Genomic DNA, 16,640 nt, shown 5'->3' on the forward strand with positions numbered 1-16,640 from the left:
AATCAGAAACCAAATCCCACTCCAAAGGCAAACCGAAGCCCATCGGTACTATTGAACAATCCAAAATTGGCGGTGATGATATCCACACCGTTTACAAAGAAACCACCTCCATAGGAATTATGCCATTTGTCTGAAGCATCCCCGGGAAACCATACCCTCCCATAATCAAATCCGCCATAGATTCCGGGAGTCACCGGAAGCAATCCCGTTTGTCTGCTCCTAAAACTATATCGGATATCCGTATTTTGGTAAAAGGCCGTTTTGCCCGTAAACCGCTGAAAGCGGAACCCTCTAAGGCCATTGTTTCCACCAATGCTGGCGCCTTGATAGAACTCAAAATCATCCCCTATGGTAAAGTGTCCCTGTACTTTGGTGGCCAGCACCAATCTGCCATCCGAAGAGATTCTGTGGTCCATGGACAGACCGGGAACCACAAATCCAAAAGACCTGCCGGATTCCTCGATATTGGTCCTATAGCCACCGCGCAAGGAAAAACTCATCCCTAAAGTTGGATATGCCTCATTATCGGTATTGGAATATTGATATTCTCCATCAACCCCAACAAAATTTTGATGGCCTTCCTCTCCATTTTCCAGATAAAACTCGTTGATGTACCTGTCATCGGTTTCTTCCACCTCAATGCTTTCATACGTGATCCCCAACCGCACCTCGGAGCCCAGATACCCCCTCCACACCAAGGATGGGGTAAATCGTAAGGTCCGTAGCTTTACCCGGTTATAATCCAACCCCAAAGGCTCCTCGTCATCATTGTTTACGGTTTCATTGCCAAAACCGAAAAAGTTGAGGGTAAAATTGGGGCTGGTAAATCGTACCTTCATCTCAAAGTTCACATTGTTGAATACATTGGCAAACTCCCCTGTATACCCTAAATCAAACCCATTTGTCGCAAAATAATAAGCAGCATTCACCACATGTTGTTGGGTAAATGGGTTCTGCTTAAACCCGTTGAAGGTATAGGTATCGGTGAACCCAATCCGCATCCCATCATCTGGGTTGAAACCCAAAGTGGGTAAAATTTGATTATTACTCGCCTTGACTTTCAAAAAGTCATAGGTGTTGGTTTCATAGTCATTCAACCGGTGGACTTGCCCCCCAAACGCCTCGTCATAGGTATTTTTCTTGGTCTTAAAATCGTAGGCATGTACTTTTTTTGAATTTTCCGAAATCTTGTACACATCATTGTTCTGCCCTCCAACCAGTCTTACTTTAATTTTGGATGCAGGGGTGTTCACATCAAAGACATCATCATCATCCAATCCATAAATCCAAATCTCCTTGGTAAAAGCTGGGTCGTATTGTTTTGTAAAGAACAGGTCTTCTTTCTCTCCTCCCTTGATGCGATGGGCAAGAACCTCAACACCCCCATTGGGCAAGGCGGTAATAGTGAAATAATCGTCCTTATCAGTACCGGTCACTACACTATACTTATTCAGAACCGCAAAATATTCCTTGGCCGTATCCACCAAGTTATCTTTTCTGGCCATCAAGGTCTTCTTTATTTTTATGAGGGATGAATCCCTGACCGCTTCGGGGAAATCCAGGAAAGCATGGTCCACTACCGCCCCATCAATGCGTTTTTGGATAAATTCCGCCTGTTCTATCCACATATCCAAATCAGACTCGGAGAGAAGCGCCATATCCAAGGCAAAAGTCCGTGGGGACGAAGTAAATCCTTTTACGCTCCTGATTTCTTCGTTGAACCCCTCAAAAATTTGTAGCCCCGGAACCGCTCTTGAACCAAAACCCATAATCAATCCATCGCCCCAACGCGAAAAAGCCTGATCTCTATCCCTAGGTATGGACCTAAACACCTTGTCACCACCCTCTTTGAACTCGGCCCATCGCCATTGGTCCACGTGCCTGTCCCAATCCCCAATAAGGATATCGAACAAGCGCGCTTTTACATATTCCTTATGATCCAGACGATATTCTTCATCTTCCCGAAGTTTGTTGATGAAATCGTAAGTGCTTTCAATCTTTTTGGTCTTTCCAAAGCTCTCCAAGTTGTCGTGTCCATCGGATACGTGTTCCTCAATCATATAGAGTCCATTGCCAAAATCGGTATTGAAATCGCCCAGAACGGACTGCTTGGGCACATAGTATAGTGTAGGATTGGTATGGTAAAGCCCCACCGCGTCAGATAGCTTACCAATCACAAAAGGCGCATAGGGATGGGCGCCGGTGTAAAGATCCAAGAGCAAGTCCTCGGTATAGGTGCCCTCAAATTGCCCAATAACATATTGATCCCTAAAAGCTATGGCCTGCAGATAACGTTCCGCACTTTTCCGAAGGTCACGCATTACATATTGCCTGCCCTGACTATCTTCCAAACGCAAGGAATTGGATTGGTTACCTCCTCCCTTACGAACCACTTTAAGTCCCCCAAAAAGGGTGTCCAAACGCACTGTTGGCACTTTTACTTTGGCAGCATAATATTTTCGGTAGCGTTCTCCCCATAAAAACTTATGGAATCCACTTTTATCGATTTCTTCATCGGTATAGACCGAGGTCTCCATAAATGGAGGAAAGTCGTCAGGAAGGGATACTCGCTCCGTGGATCGGTCTGGAGGTAATACTTGGGTATGGAACAAAAGCTCTTCCGACGCTTCGTCCGCACCAAAAAAATTGACACTGCTCGAGCCGTCCTTGTATACTTTGAGGATGGCATACCCATTTCGTCCGGTGGAAAACTTGCTGCCGTTCAACAATCGCGTGGCCCCGGTCTTAGCTCCTGCGCCACTCACAATCTGTGGCTTTCCGAACTCTTCAATATATTGAAGGGTGTGCTCATGGCCTGATACAAAAATGACCTTATCAGAATATTGGGACAGGGTCACAATACGTTTTTTCAAATCATTGTAGACTTTGTTACTAAGGTCTTCCACAGTGGCCCCGGAAGTTCTGCGCAATAAGTTCACCGCCGATCCAAGAACGGGAAGTGGGACCTTTCCACCACTGGGATACAAGTGTTGGGCAAAAGAAAATTGTCCGCCGTGCGCCCCATAGGTGAACATGGGGTGGTGCAAGGCAATTACGATGGTCTTGTCCAAATTTTTCTTGATGAGACTTTCCAGTTCTTCCAAGAACCTAGTGCGATCTTTGATCTCACAATTATCATTCATGGTAGGATGTTTGTCCCAATTGGTAAGGTACCACTCCGTATCAATGGCAATGATCATGGTTTGATCGCTTACCTCCACCTTTTCAATGGGGCAACCGTTGTCCGGAAGGAACACTTCCTTGCTATCCAATACTTTTTGAATGTACTTCTCTTCCCGTTCCAAACCCTCCAATCCCTTGCTGTACCAATCATGGTTCCCTGGAACAAACACCGTGTTTCCCTTGAAGGATTTCACTGCCTCCAATTGGGCGTCCAAATGGTTCTTGGCCATTTCATGGCCCATGGGATCCTCATCTTTATCAGGAAATCCGGCAGGATAGATATTATCCCCCAAGAACAGTACGGTACTATTGGCATTGGCCTTGTCCAAAACAGACTTGAAGCGTTTTAGGGTGGGATTCATCTCTCCCATGGGCGATTTTCCCGCATCCCCAATCAAATAAAACGTATGGTCAACCTCTTTTCCCAACGACGTATCACTCCCTATCGAGTCTGCATATTTTGCCTCATAAGTGGCGCAGCCATAGGCCAAGATCAATAAGCATGCAAGCAAGTAATGTTTCTTCATATTCATGAGGTTGACTCCAAAATTTTGTACTTTGGATGTTCAAATATGTAGTTATGTCGGAAATTGTTGAAAAAGCTGAACTTTTCGCTTCGAAACTTTTGAAAAATGATCTTGATCCCAGATTCTTATACCACAACTTACGACATACGCAACGTGTAGTTAAAAGTACTAAAGAATTGCTCAATTTCTATGACTTAACGGAAGCGGAGCAAGAAAAGCTACTGTTGACGGCTTGGCTGCACGATACCGGCTATGTAAACGGAAGACTCAATCATGAGGAAGCCAGTTGCAAGACCGCTTCCGATTTCCTAAAGGAAAATGGCTATAAAGCTGCTGATATTGAAGAGGTATGCCGCTTGATCATGGCCACAAAACGACACTACGAACCCGAAACACTTCCCGAACAGATCATCCGCGATGCGGATTCTTCCCACTTTGCCAAAAAAAGCTACTGGGAAACCACCGATTTTTTACGGGAAGAATTGAAAGAACTGGATGTTGCCGATTATTCCCCAAAAGAATGGCGGGATGAAAACATTAGAATGTTTAGAAATGAGCATCGCTTTTATACCGACTATGCCAAAGAAAATTGGCAAGAGGGCAAGGAACGCAACCTAAAACAGCTGGTAAAGGAGAAAAAAACCGAAAAGGACATTGCGAAAAAAGAAGCCTTAAAGGCTAAATATAAACAAGAGAGTCCGGACAGGAGTGTACAGACCTTGTATCGTGTTACGCTAAAAAACCACTTGAAACTGAGCGATATTGCCGATACCAAGGCCAACATCCTGTTGTCGGTAAATGCCATTATCATTTCCTTGGTCTTGGCCAATTTACTTACCAAACTGGATAATCCCTCCAATACCTATCTCATTTATCCCACGTTTATCTTGATCCTGTTCAGTGTGGCTTCCATGATTTTATCGGTTTTGGCCACAAGACCCAATGTCACCACTGGAAAATTCACCAAGGAAGACGTGGAACAAAAAAGGGTGAACCTTTTGTTCTTTGGTAATTTCCATAAAATGAAACTGGAGGAATACGAATGGGCCCTTCAAGAACTGGTCAAGGACAAGGAGTACGTATATTCCTCACTGACCAAGGACCTCTATTACTTGGGACTAGTGTTGAACAAGAAGTATAAAATTCTAAGGATTACCTACAACATTTTTATGTTGGGCATGATCATCTCGGTACTGGCTTTTGGAATTGCCTTTCGCTTTTTTGGCCCTGAAAGACTTACGTTTTAATCAAGATTTCAGCTCTTCCATCAAATCATCATACGTATAGGTCTGCTCCGATTTCTTGTCCTTTTTGTACAGAATCTCCGCTCGGATGGCCTTAAGGCCGGTTACCCCCTGAAGTCCTTCCAACTCCACAATTTCAATATTGTTGGTAAAGTATCCTTTTGCCTTTAAAAAGTGTATGTAGCGCATGTATTCCCTTTCGTCCTTACGTTGGGAATATACAATGGCCAGTTTTCCTTTTTGGGTCAACCTCTCATTGGTGCCCTTGATATAGGATTTATCAATACGCTTTTTGATCACTTCGTATCTGGCATTATAGGTGCCATCCACATCAAAACGTTTTTCGTCCATCCTAAAACGGATGGCCAAGGAGGTGCTGTACACCAAAATCAACGAAGCCACATCCAACTTTACGGGCAAATGCGGTTTCATGGCATAGTATTTATTCTCCATATCGCACATCACCTGAAGCTGCCACAACCTCAAATTGCTCAAATACAGCTTGTTGAATTTTCTATCGCGTGCAATAGAGCTACCTATGTACATGTTATGCTCAACCCCATCGGTTTTGTACCTCTCAAAATAGTGAGGGAACATCTCTTGGGCTTCCAATTGCTTTTTATCCAACAAGGCCGCCAATTGCATGTTGGCCTCCATAACGCTATCATCATAATTGCGTCGGTGGTCATAATACGATTCGGTGGTTTCGTCTATCTTGGATTCATATTTCTGGATAAGGCCTTTGAGTTCTCTATCCTCCTTTTTCAAATGCTTGAAAATGGGATCGACCTCCTCTTTCACAAAGTCAAATACGGCCTGCTCCGTATGGGTGTACAATGCTTCCCTGACTTCACTGAGGTAGGTATCCACCCTATACATCAACTCTTCGTATATGGGCAGTTGATATTTTTGGGTCGCTCTTCCGAGAACCTCATTGATTTCGGAAAGTTGGATCATTAAATCGCGCTGAATGGACAGATTGCGTTCTTTCGAGGAATCCTTGATATCAATCTGACCGTACAATGGATACACATCCTTGAACACAATTTCCTTGAACAAGGGTTGATGTCCCGCAAGTTCATCGGCCATAAACCGCTTGGCTTCCTCCTGAAACTTCCAATATACAGATGGGTGGACTGTGGTGCACTCATGTTGGATAATGGCATCGATAAGGTTTTCCTCCTCCTCAATAGATCGGAGTACCGCCGAGATGATAAATGGCATTACATCGTCCAACTTATTGGCGTTGACACTATTAAGCTCATTCACTGTATTGGAGACCAGCTCCAAAACCCCCAATAGCTCCCCATCATTGGATATGGGCGCCAATATGGCACTCTTTATCCCCTGCTCGTGCAAACTTTTGTACGGCTGGCTTTCATGAGACCTCACCAATGATTTCTCCACATTGGATATGGCGAAATACTTACTTTCCCTAAAAAGTTTTCCATGGGAATAATCACACAACATTGAGTCACAGGGCTCGGAGTCCTTTCCATGAAGGATAAAACTCTCCATGCCTTTCCCATATATTTTGAAGAAATGGTTGGCATTGGAATCATATCCCGCAAATCCAACCTTGATCTCCTTGAGCCTGAACAGCGACCTAAAGGTATCCTGAAAACTCTCCATGAAATCCTTTTGCACATGCTTGTGCCTTCCTATAAGGGTAGATTTGATTTCTGAAATGGAGTGTTCTGCCGTAACGTCGAACATATTGGAGATCACGAAACCTTTGGCAATGAAACTATTGGGCGGGATCTTTTCTTTCCAAAGTTCCATATTCTCAAAGTTCTCCAAAAGCTCATCCACATCATCCTGTGTAAGTTCCTTGGAATGTTCCGTTGGGATGATTTCCATGAAATCTGCATTGTATAGGATACGATAATGGTGCATTACCCCGTTCGCATCGGGAATATCATAGAAAAAGGGTCGTTTAAAATCCAGTTTAAACCCGTAATAAAAGCTGAGGATTACCGTACATTTCATGATGTAGCTCAACTCATCGGGGATATTTCGGATTTCCAACTCAAAATCTTCCCCTGCATCCTTCAATATCCTCTTAAACCGTTCGGAAGAGTTAAAGGTCAGGTTCTCAAAAGGAGTGGAAGCGGTCTTTATCTCATTTTGGGTAAGTACCGGCGAAAAAGTATCGGCCAAAATAATGCCTATGACCTCCTTGTGCTTTTCCAACAGTTCCAAATCCTTGAACCCATCCCTGAGTTCCGGGTAAGGAGCCTGTGCATCCAAGACATACCTCGCACGTTCAGCAAGGTATTTATCCTTGCTATTGAGCTGTTTGTCATAATGTTCCAATAGTTTGTTGAAACTAACCAACTGCACCATTGGACTTTCGGCATTGTAATGTGGCACCATACCCATATTGGTCGAAATTGAACAGGTAAAGTTACAAAAACCGACACTGTTCTTTCCATAAAGGAGATTTTTATGGATTAATCGCCATTTTTAAGGATATTTAGTAAAAATTATCCCATGTCCTCCAATGCCAGATTAGATCGGGCCTATGCAAATGCCAAGGTCATCCCTTTTGATGACGACTCCAAATTCATTTTTTTCAGCGATTGCCATAGGGGGGACAATAGTTTTGCCGATGATTTTGCCAATAACAGGAACATCTATTTCCATGCCCTTAGCCATTACTATCGCCAAGGATTCCATTATTGCGAACTTGGGGATGGCGATGAACTTTGGGAAAACATGGGGTTCGATTCCATTTTTGAGGCCCACAAAAATGTGTACCAATTGCTTCGCCGCTTCCATCTGGAAAAACGATTGCATATGCTCTGGGGAAACCATGACATGGTCTATAGCGACAAAAAATATGTGGACAAACACCTTTCCCACTATTTTGAGCCGATTGATGGATCGGACAAAGCCCTTTTTCAGGGCATCACCTTTCATGAAGCCCTTATCCTAAAACATACCGGAACAGGTCAAAAACTGTTCTGTGTCCATGGACATCAAGCGGATTGGTGGAACTATGTGTGTTGGCGCATTGGACGATTTTTGGTGCGTATCCTTTGGAAACCCCTCCAAGTGGTAGGTATTGCAGACCCCACAAGTCCCGCTAAAAATTACAAGGAACTCATCCGTATCGAAAAACGCATCAAACGATGGATTCTGCGCAATCATCTACAAATCACCATTGCGGGGCATACACATCGACCTCGATTTCCGGAACCGGGCCAAATACCATTCTTTAACGACGGAAGCTGTGTGCACCCCAGAAGCATTACTGGAATAGAACTTGAAAATGGGAAAATTTCCCTCATCAAATGGCATATAGATACCAAGGCAGATGGTACCTTACAAATTGTAAGGGTATTATTGGAAGGGCCGGAAAGGTTGGTCGATTATATGGATCATTAAATCAATATGAATCAAGCGAACACCATATTGGAACAAATTCCCATTCAGTTTGATCTGGCTTCGCACATCATACTGCTTGGAATTGTACAAGGGCTATTTTTAAGCTTGGTCATCTTTTTAAGGACCAAAAGAAGGTCCACGATTCAGCTTTTTGGTTGGGCCATGCTCGTCCAATGCTTGGTATTTTCCGATATATACCTCTGCTATACCGGGCTCATGAAACATGTACTGTTCCTGAACGATTCCACCGAACCTCTCGTATTGCTCATTGCTCCCACACTTTATTTTTTCTTGCATTCCTTGCTGAGGCGCGAACCTTTTACCTTAAAAAAGAACTGGTTCCATTTTATCCTTCCCTTAGCATATTCAGTGTCCCAAATACCCTATTCCATAAGTCCGATGGAGGTAAAACTAAACGCTTATCTAGGAGCTTATCACCGTGATTTGGGTTTTGTGGAAGTCCCCGGTGATGTGAGTTATTCGTACCATGTCATCAAAGATGAATTTCGGTGGATATTGCTCTTCAGTTTCGCATTCTACCTCTTTCTCTCAGTCCGATTAGTGCTACGCTCCTGGCGAACGAAAGAGTTTTCTTCAAAGAACAGTAAAGTGGACAAATACACTTTTTCCAGAAGCCTGGTTTCATTCTTACTGTTCTTATTGGTATTCATTTTCTTGACTTTCCTCAACTACGACGATGACAGCGGCGACCATTATCTTGCTATTTTTGGTACCATTACCATCTTTATCACTTCTTTTTTGATTCTTTCGGAATCCCGTTTCTTCGAAAAATCATGGATTGCGGATAAATATGATACCCTTTCATCCAATTCACTTCAATTTGAAGAAGTGGATCGGTTTTTGGACGATCAGGCCTATTATTGCAACCAGGATGCATCCCTAAAAAACTTGGCGGGGGAACTCAACACCAACGCCAATACCATTTCCAAGCTGATCAACTCCAAGACCGGCATGAATTTCAATGACTTTATCAACCAAAAAAGAATCCAATTGGCCAAAACCCGTCTGTTGGATGACGAATTTCTCCATTTAACCGTAGAGGCCATTGGGCACAGTGTTGGTTTCAGGTCCAAATCTGCCTTTTACAATGCCTTTAAAAAACATGTTGGCAGTTCTCCTTCGAGCTATATGAAACAGAAAAAGGGGCAAAAACACCTGTAATTTCTCCCAAATTGTAATTCTGGACGTTTTGCAATCCCTAAAACTGCCACGTTCTGGCAGTCTATTGCATCTTTGGACAAAACGCATCAATCATGCAGGCAAACATCAGACGTTACGATTTGGATTGGTTACGGGTCATTGTATTTGGGCTCCTTATTTTTTACCATGTGGGCATGTTCTTTGTGCCATGGGGATGGCACGTAAAAAACAATGTCATCTATGACTGGTTAAAATGGCCCATGCTTTTTTTGAACCAATGGCGTTTACCCATTCTTTTTGTCATTTCAGGTATGGGCACCTATTATGCTTTTGGAAAACGGACTCTTTTACAGTTTAATAGGGAACGCCTCAAACGGTTAGGTATTCCGCTCATTTTTGGTATGTTCTTCATTGTTCCACCACAGGTGTATTTCGAGCGCTTGGCCAATGGCCAGTTCACGGGTTCGTACTGGGAATTTTTTACCACGGTGGCCCGCAATGGGGTATATCCAAAAGGAAATTTCTCATGGCACCACTTATGGTTCTTACCTTACTTACTTGCCTTTTCTTGGGTGTTGTCCCCATTTTTTAAACGGATTCGAAAAAGTCCGGGCACATTTGTACGATGGATAAAACACCTTGTGGCAAAACCTTTGGGTTTATATGGGTTTATTTTACCGCTATATCTGTGGGAAGCTTTGGTGGAACCTTTTTTTGATATTACCCATGATCTTATCCACGATTGGTTTGCCGTGATCAACTACAGCACGCTTTTCTTTTACGGCTTTATCTTGGTTGCACTGGGCGATACTTTTTGGAAAAGTGTGGAAAAGCTAAAAAAGCAAGCTCTGATCATTGGGCTGATATGCTTTTCGGGGCTCATCATTTGCTGGCAATTTGAGGATGGATACATTAGACATTTTACCGAAGCCTTTTTAAAGGTGACCAATCTTTGGAGTTGGATACTGGTCTTGTTTGCCTATGCCGCAAAATACTTGAATCGGCCCAGCAAGACATTGGCCTATGCCAACCAAGCAGTGTATCCCTTTTATATCTTGCACCAAACGGTGACCATTACCATTGCTTACTATTTGATGGATTTGGATTGGGGGTTTTTCCCAAAGGCAGTCATTTTGGTAGTGGGTACTTTTGGTATCAGTTGGCTGATCTATGATATGATCATTCTCAGGATTCCTTGGCTACATCCACTGTTCGGACTAAAAGCAAAACGAAAAGAATTGCTTGCAGCTTAACGATTTAACGCCGCTTTATCATCTTCATGGCAAGGTATTTGCTACATTTACAAGTATCAATCGACCAAGTTGCTATGAAAAAGCTGGTTTTTGTTCTTCTGGGTTTTTTATTGGGAATCAGTGTTTTGAAAGCGCAATCCGATCTTCCCACTACCCGTCCCCTAAAAATTGGTGAACGGAATGATTTGGACATCAAGTCCAGCAATCAAGGGACGCTCCTACGCATGCCTTCCGTTCTTGATGAAAACCTTTCGGACAAAAATGACAAGCCAGGAGTTAAAATGCTGCCGGACAGAGAACTTTTACAAGCGGGTCATGATATGGTCATTGATCCCAAAGTAGGGGAAAAGGAAAAAAAGAGCTCCAATGAGCATTTTGGGGACCAATATTTGGGAGATTTCAAGACCACATCAAAATTTGTGGGCATTGTTTGCCGAGATCACGAATATGTGGATGGGGACCGTATCAAAATCTACCTCAATGGTGATGTAGTGGAATACAATCTTTTGCTCACCGGTTCTTTTAAAGGCATCAATATTGATTTGGTAAAAGGATTCAACCGCATTGAATTTGAAGCCCTCAACCAAGGATCTTCGGGGCCCAATACGGCCCAAGTGGTAGTGGCCGATGAGAATGGCGAGGTCATCCACAATAACCGCTGGAACCTCTCAACCGGTTCACGCGCAAGTTTGATCATCGTCAAGGAAGACGAGTGATCACTCTCCAGGTTTGTAGGTCCGTTTGGCCCTTTTTAGCACATCTTCCTTGTAGTAAGCCGCGTCTTTGAATTCCATATCGGCGTATCGCTGCGCTTGATCATTGAAATGGGGTGAATCTGGGTCTCCACTCTGCCCTCCGGCCAACATGGTCTTGGCCTTTACTTTGTCCCCAAATTCCACCGCAGCCACAAAACTGTTGCCCCGAGTGCCATAGATTTTTTTGGTGTTGTTGTCGTATCGTGCCCCATAGGCCGCCAAAGCTCCCCAAGTGCCACTGGCAAAACCGATGGGAATACTGGGTTTGGCATCGTCAAAAGCTTGACGAATATCCCCATTTAACCTTTGATATCGGTTCACCTCGCCCCACGGCATGTTCCAAGTACCAAAATCATTTTCGAGCGTTTCTACCACCTCTTTAAAAACTTCCAGTTTTTTCTCATCTGGCCAATCACTTCCCCAATATTCGACCCATTGCATAGAATACATACCTTCTGGCCGCTCCGCTTTGCTATAGCATGCCATCCCATAATAATGGGCCAAGGTCATGGCCACAGATTCTTTGGAGGTGCTGAAATCCCAACCACGCAAAACTTCGATAGGTCCTCTCAATTCTAAAGTTGGCTGGGCATCAAAGGCACGCACCAAACCGGGAATCAAAGCCTCAAATGCGGGTAGGTAAGGGTCATGGGCCAAATGGATAAGACTGTCCAACGTATAACCACTTCTTCCTTTCAATAGTTCAATGGCATGGATTCCTCTAAAATTTTCTTGGTCCCGAGACATGTACTTGGGATAATCTTCCCGTTTTGGACTGAATTCCAATGCCGAAGTATATGGAGTGGAGTTGCAATTCTGGATCCAGCCGTTTTTGGGGTTCAACACTAGAATATTTTCATCGACTGTGTGCAGACCCTGCCAATCGGTTTTTGGATCGCTCCCATCCACGGGTTGTGTAAAGTCAAAAATGGTATCCCGTTTGGGAACAAAGTTCCCATGGAAATAGGCAATATTCCCTTCGGCATCCGCATAGACCGTATTGTTGGATGAGTTGGTACGGATGTCCATCATCTCCCGAAACCCATCATACCCCTCCTGTTTGGTTCGGATATAGGATTGCTCCAAGGCTTTGACCGGTTCCCACATCATGGCGCTTGCCGTCCATTGGCCATCCACCATATGGGTTATGGGTCCGTGATGAGTGCGGTACATCGGAAAGATTTTCTCTTTCATGCTATCGCCCTCCTTGTATTTTAAGGTCACCTCCAAAGAATCCACGGGGCGCAATTCTTCCCCGTAGGCATAGAACAACTTGTTGTTATTTTTGACCACAGTTTCCTTGAATTCATCCATCACATCGGTATAGGTTGATGTGTGCATCCATCCTGTTTTTTCATTGAAACCCTGATATACAAAAAATTGACCCCAAGTCACGGCTCCATATGCATTCAGCCCTTCTTCGCTCACCACATGTACCTCTCCCCTAAAATAGAACGAGGTATGTGGGTTGATCAGAAGCATCGCGTTACCCGATTGCGTCAGTTTTCCTGAAATGGCAATCCCGTTAGATCCTTGGGGTTCTGCCATCTCCTCTTTTTGTTGCTGTTTGATCAATTCCATTTCCGGGATTTCCATCCCGCTTTCATAAAATGTTTTGATCTTTGGGATGGAAATACGTTCAATATCCCCCCCAATGGAACCCTCACTAAAATACATAGGCATCCATGGCTCAAAACGGGTCAACAACCTGGGTTTTACTTCAGGATGGGTATATAGATAATAGTTAATGCCATCCGCAAAGGCATTGCACAATTCTTTCAACCATTCCGGGCTTTCCCCATATTTGGCCTTAGCCTCTTCCTCGGTCATGAACAACTTGGCCCTTAGGTCGCTATACAAGGCTTCTTCCCCTTCAACTTCCGCCAAACGACCTATGGCCCAGATGTAATTCTGCTCCACACGGTTAAAATCGTCCTCACATTGCGCATATAGCAATCCAAAAACAGCATCCGCATCCGTTTTTCCATAAATATGGGGCACGCCAAAGTCATCTCGGATAATGGTGATATCATTGGCCTGTGCTTTCCATTTTTCAATTTCTGATAATGGCTTGGGCGTGCAGGAAGCCAGTACTAAAAAAGCAGATAGAAGGAATGCTCTCATTTTGAGGTAGTTTGTTTATGTTGTGAAAATACAGGAATTCCCATTGATTTACCAACTGCCGCTGGCACCGCCTCCTCCAGAGCTTCCCCCTCCGCCCGAAAAACTGCTGGAACTGCCCCCCGAGCTAGAACCAAAGGAGTGGGTGCCCGATGAGGAAAAGGTCTTGCTCATATAACTGCTATCCGATTTCACCCAAGATAACTTGAAGTTCTCTTCTCCCTTTAACTTGATTTTCAAAATGGCTAGAAGAATGGTGAACAATATAAATCCGCCTAATGCGTAATAGAGCCATGAAAGGTCTCCCGACCATTGTTCAGGATCAAAATCCAATCCATAAAACATGGATAGAAAAAATAAGGGCATTAGAATAAATACCAATCCGAAAGCAATCTGCATCAGTGAAAAAACCATCATGAAAATACCGGGAAACAGTCCCAACTTCCCAATAAACATACCCCTGAACATTTCCAAAAATCCGGTATATGCCTTGTAAAAGACAAATCCCCCTGCCGCTATAAAAACCGAAAGGAATACAGTGATGATCACCATAGCCCACCATGGCATTTCATTCTCGGCCTCTATTGCTGCGTTAAACTCGTCGAGGGCTTCGGGGTCAAGGAGAAATTCAATGATCTGGTCCGTGGCCAAATCCAGCCCACCAAAATAGTCTTCTTCCTTGAATTTGGGGATCATGGTGTTTCTGATGATCCGTGATGCCACGGCATCCGTGATATGGGGTTCCAAACCATATCCAACCTCAATGCGTACTTCCCGGTCATTTTGCGAGAAAAGTATCAAAATGCCATTGTCCTTGTCCTCTTGTCCCAATCGGTTTTGGTTGAACGTACCATTGGCATATCCCTCAATGGTTTCATCTCCCAATTCGGTAATGGTAAGAATCACCAACTGGTTGGTGGTCTCCGATTCAAAACGGTTGAGTTTGGTCGTTAATGAGCTAAGCTGTTCCGGTGTAAAGATTTGCGCACTATCGGTAACAATGGCCCTCAAGTCCGGATACGATTGTTGGGCAAAGCCCAAAACCGACACCAAAAGAAAAAAATGGAAAAGTAGTGCCTTTCTCATGTTGTCATACAAGAAAGACTAAAGATAGGGTTTTGTTGCTTGTTAGAATTCTGGTTCCGTTACAGAACTAATCTTCCGCTGGGGCAAGCTCCACTTTAAGACCGTCCAAATCTTCGGTAATATGGATTTGGCAACCCAAGCGACTATTATCCTTTACAAAAAAGGCCTCGGCCAACATAGCGTCCTCATCATCCGACTTTTCTGGAAGCTGATGGTCCGACTGCACATAGCACTGGCAGGAGGCACACATGGCCATTCCACCGCAAATCCCGATGGTGCCCTCAGGGGCCAATTCATAGGAACGGACCACTTCCATAAGGTTCATGTTCATGTCTGTTGGTGCATCCACTTCGTGTGCCACACCTTCTCTGTCAGTAATTGTAATCTTAATATCGCTCATTCGTAAAGGAAAAAGTGATTAGGGGTTAGGAATTGGTTTTCATGGATTTTATCAATCCGTATAATAGTTTTGAAACTTCATTGGTCGCATCAATTAACAAATCTGCCTTTTTCTTCTCAATTAATTTCAATTTTATGGCAAGATAGAGCATTGATCTAACTTCACTATTGGAACCAAGGGAATAAAACAAAAATTTGGAAAAATCTGAATTTGAACTTCTTTCGAACCCTTCAGCAATATTATTGGAAATGGATACAGCAGCTCTTCTTATTTGGTCCCTAAATCCAAAATCATTGCAATTTTGAAACTCGGTATAAATCATCACACCAAGTTCTTGGGCTTTTTGCCAAACAATTAAATCTTCAAATCTTTGAACCGCCATACCTAGATCCTAGCTCCTAATTCCTGAAAGCTAATCTATTGCTTTGACCACGGCTTTGGGGGCTTCTTTCTTACTTCCGTCAAAACCGGTTACCCCTCCGACCGTTGTATATTTCATTACATATTTTTTATCAGGGTGGATACGTTGATAGGCACTTTGGCACATCAATGTGGCCTCATGGAACCCACATAGAATCAGTTTCAATTTCCCTGGATAGGTATTGACATCTCCAATGGCATAAATCCCTGGAATATTAGTCTGATAATCCAATGTATTGTCCACCTTAATGGCATTTTTCTCAATTTCGAGTCCCCAGTTGGCAATGGGCCCCAATTTTGGGGAAAGTCCAAAGAGCGGGATAAAATGGTCTACCTCAACATCCATATCTTGGTCCGTATCCGTATTCTTGACCGTTACTTTCTCCAGTTGGTCCGTACCATGCAAGGCTACTACTTCGCCCGGGGTAATCAGATTGATTTTCCCTTGGTTCTTGAGATGCTGCACTTTTTCCACGGAATCCAAAGCCCCTCTAAATTCGTTTCGGCGGTGTACCAAAGTTACCTCATCGGCCACCTCGGCCAAAAAGATGGACCAGTCCAACGCAGAATCTCCTCCGCCGGCAATCAACACCTTTTTGTTGCGATACATTTCGGGTTCTTTGATCATGTAGGCCACCCCGTTGTCCTCATACTTGGACAGGTTTTCCAACAACGGTTTTCTAGGCTCAAAACTACCCAGTCCACCGGCAATCGCCACTACGGGAGCTTGGTGTTGGGTTCCCTTGTTGGTAGTGACCACAAAAGAGCCATCTTCTTGCTTTTCTATGGTTTCTGCCCGTTCTCCCAAGGTAAATCCGGGTTGAAAGGGTTTTATCTGTTCCATGAGATTGTCCACCAATTCCCCAGCCAACACCTCTGGATAACCAGGAATGTCATAGATGGGCTTCTTTGGGTATATCTCGGCACATTGTCCTCCGGGTTGTGGCAAGGCATCGATCAAATGGCATTTGAGTTGCAATAGGCCCGCTTCAAAAACAGCAAAAAGACCCGTAGGTCCCGCTCCAATAATCAGTATATCGGTCTTAATCATTCAACAAAAATTTTGAGGGATGCAACTTACCACTTGCTTTGGAAAGGAT

Annotated in this window: 12 protein-coding genes; 5 read left to right on the plus strand and 7 right to left on the minus strand. The window is 43.9% G+C overall.

Annotated elements, in window-relative coordinates; genetic code table 11:
• Positions 1–2: 2 nt before the first annotated feature.
• Positions 3–3,710, minus strand: a complete 3,708-nt coding sequence (locus F8C76_RS10545) for a metallophosphoesterase (protein WP_313847399.1) — start codon at positions 3,708–3,710, stop codon at positions 3–5.
• A gap of 53 nt (positions 3,711–3,763) precedes the next feature.
• On the opposite strand from F8C76_RS10545, the gene F8C76_RS10550 reads away from it, so the two are divergent.
• Entirely contained in the window at positions 3,764–4,957 is a 1,194-nt protein-coding gene (locus tag F8C76_RS10550; protein WP_152131705.1) for a Pycsar system effector family protein, read from the plus strand.
• Here F8C76_RS10550 and F8C76_RS10555 read toward each other — a convergent pair whose 3' ends face one another.
• Entirely contained in the window at positions 4,958–7,330 is a 2,373-nt protein-coding gene (locus F8C76_RS10555; protein WP_152132865.1) for a GAF domain-containing protein, read from the minus strand. It lies immediately after the preceding gene.
• A 117-nt stretch (positions 7,331–7,447) separates the two neighbouring features.
• On the opposite strand from F8C76_RS10555, the gene F8C76_RS10560 reads away from it, so the two are divergent.
• The 4 genes from F8C76_RS10560 to F8C76_RS10575 all read left to right on the plus strand — a co-directional run bounded on the left by F8C76_RS10560 (position 7,448) and on the right by F8C76_RS10575 (position 11,474).
• Positions 7,448–8,344 (plus strand): metallophosphoesterase, encoded by an 897-nt coding sequence (locus F8C76_RS10560; RefSeq protein WP_129653566.1) that lies wholly within the window; start codon positions 7,448–7,450, stop codon positions 8,342–8,344.
• A 6-nt stretch (positions 8,345–8,350) separates the two neighbouring features.
• Positions 8,351–9,526: a helix-turn-helix domain-containing protein gene (locus tag F8C76_RS10565; protein ID WP_152131706.1), complete on the plus strand. Its 1,176-nt coding sequence runs from the start codon at positions 8,351–8,353 to the stop codon at positions 9,524–9,526.
• Positions 9,527–9,618: 92 nt separating this feature from the next.
• Positions 9,619–10,758, plus strand: coding sequence for an acyltransferase family protein (locus tag F8C76_RS10570; RefSeq protein WP_211372148.1), 1,140 nt, complete (start codon positions 9,619–9,621; stop codon positions 10,756–10,758).
• Between the two features lie 74 nt (positions 10,759–10,832).
• Positions 10,833–11,474, plus strand: a complete 642-nt coding sequence (locus F8C76_RS10575; RefSeq protein ID WP_129653568.1) for a hypothetical protein — start codon at positions 10,833–10,835, stop codon at positions 11,472–11,474.
• Here F8C76_RS10575 and F8C76_RS10580 read toward each other — a convergent pair whose 3' ends face one another.
• The 5 genes from F8C76_RS10580 to F8C76_RS10600 form a co-directional block, all read right to left on the minus strand.
• A complete protein-coding gene (locus F8C76_RS10580; protein WP_152131707.1) occupies positions 11,475–13,637 on the minus strand; it encodes an acylase in 2,163 nt (720 codons plus the stop codon).
• A gap of 48 nt (positions 13,638–13,685) precedes the next feature.
• On the minus strand, positions 13,686–14,720 hold the full coding sequence (locus tag F8C76_RS10585) for a TPM domain-containing protein (RefSeq protein WP_152131708.1): 1,035 nt from the start codon (positions 14,718–14,720) through the stop codon (positions 13,686–13,688).
• A gap of 67 nt (positions 14,721–14,787) precedes the next feature.
• The gene (locus tag F8C76_RS10590; RefSeq protein WP_129653571.1) at positions 14,788–15,120 is read right to left on the minus strand and encodes a 2Fe-2S iron-sulfur cluster-binding protein; all 333 of its coding nucleotides are present in this window, start codon (positions 15,118–15,120) and stop codon (positions 14,788–14,790) included.
• A gap of 25 nt (positions 15,121–15,145) precedes the next feature.
• Positions 15,146–15,502: a four helix bundle protein gene (locus F8C76_RS10595; RefSeq protein WP_129653572.1), complete on the minus strand. Its 357-nt coding sequence runs from the start codon at positions 15,500–15,502 to the stop codon at positions 15,146–15,148.
• 30 nt (positions 15,503–15,532) lie between these two features.
• Entirely contained in the window at positions 15,533–16,591 is a 1,059-nt protein-coding gene (locus tag F8C76_RS10600; protein WP_152131709.1) for an NAD(P)/FAD-dependent oxidoreductase, read from the minus strand.
• Positions 16,592–16,640: the final 49 nt, after the last annotated feature.

It is taken from the genome of Flagellimonas olearia, assembly GCF_009184425.1.
In the GTDB taxonomy this organism is placed as follows: domain Bacteria; phylum Bacteroidota; class Bacteroidia; order Flavobacteriales; family Flavobacteriaceae; genus Flagellimonas; species Flagellimonas olearia.

Bases quoted from the DNA above. Each gene is read 5' to 3' on its own strand.
- F8C76_RS10545 (WP_313847399.1), bottom strand. From the start codon at position 3,710: ATGAAGAAACATTACTTGCTTGCATGCTTATTGATCTTGGCCTATGGC.
- F8C76_RS10550 (WP_152131705.1), top strand. From the start codon at position 3,764: ATGTCGGAAATTGTTGAAAAAGCTGAACTTTTCGCTTCGAAACTTTTG.
- F8C76_RS10590 (WP_129653571.1), bottom strand. From the start codon at position 15,120: ATGAGCGATATTAAGATTACAATTACTGACAGAGAAGGTGTGGCACAC.
- F8C76_RS10555 (WP_152132865.1), bottom strand. From the start codon at position 7,330: ATGGTGCCACATTACAATGCCGAAAGTCCAATGGTGCAGTTGGTTAGT.
- F8C76_RS10585 (WP_152131708.1), bottom strand. From the start codon at position 14,720: ATGAGAAAGGCACTACTTTTCCATTTTTTTCTTTTGGTGTCGGTTTTG.
- F8C76_RS10580 (WP_152131707.1), bottom strand. From the start codon at position 13,637: ATGAGAGCATTCCTTCTATCTGCTTTTTTAGTACTGGCTTCCTGCACG.
- F8C76_RS10565 (WP_152131706.1), top strand. From the start codon at position 8,351: ATGAATCAAGCGAACACCATATTGGAACAAATTCCCATTCAGTTTGAT.
- F8C76_RS10595 (WP_129653572.1), bottom strand. From the start codon at position 15,502: ATGGCGGTTCAAAGATTTGAAGATTTAATTGTTTGGCAAAAAGCCCAA.
- F8C76_RS10560 (WP_129653566.1), top strand. From the start codon at position 7,448: ATGTCCTCCAATGCCAGATTAGATCGGGCCTATGCAAATGCCAAGGTC.
- F8C76_RS10600 (WP_152131709.1), bottom strand. From the start codon at position 16,591: ATGATTAAGACCGATATACTGATTATTGGAGCGGGACCTACGGGTCTT.
- F8C76_RS10570 (WP_211372148.1), top strand. From the start codon at position 9,619: ATGCAGGCAAACATCAGACGTTACGATTTGGATTGGTTACGGGTCATT.
- F8C76_RS10575 (WP_129653568.1), top strand. From the start codon at position 10,833: ATGAAAAAGCTGGTTTTTGTTCTTCTGGGTTTTTTATTGGGAATCAGT.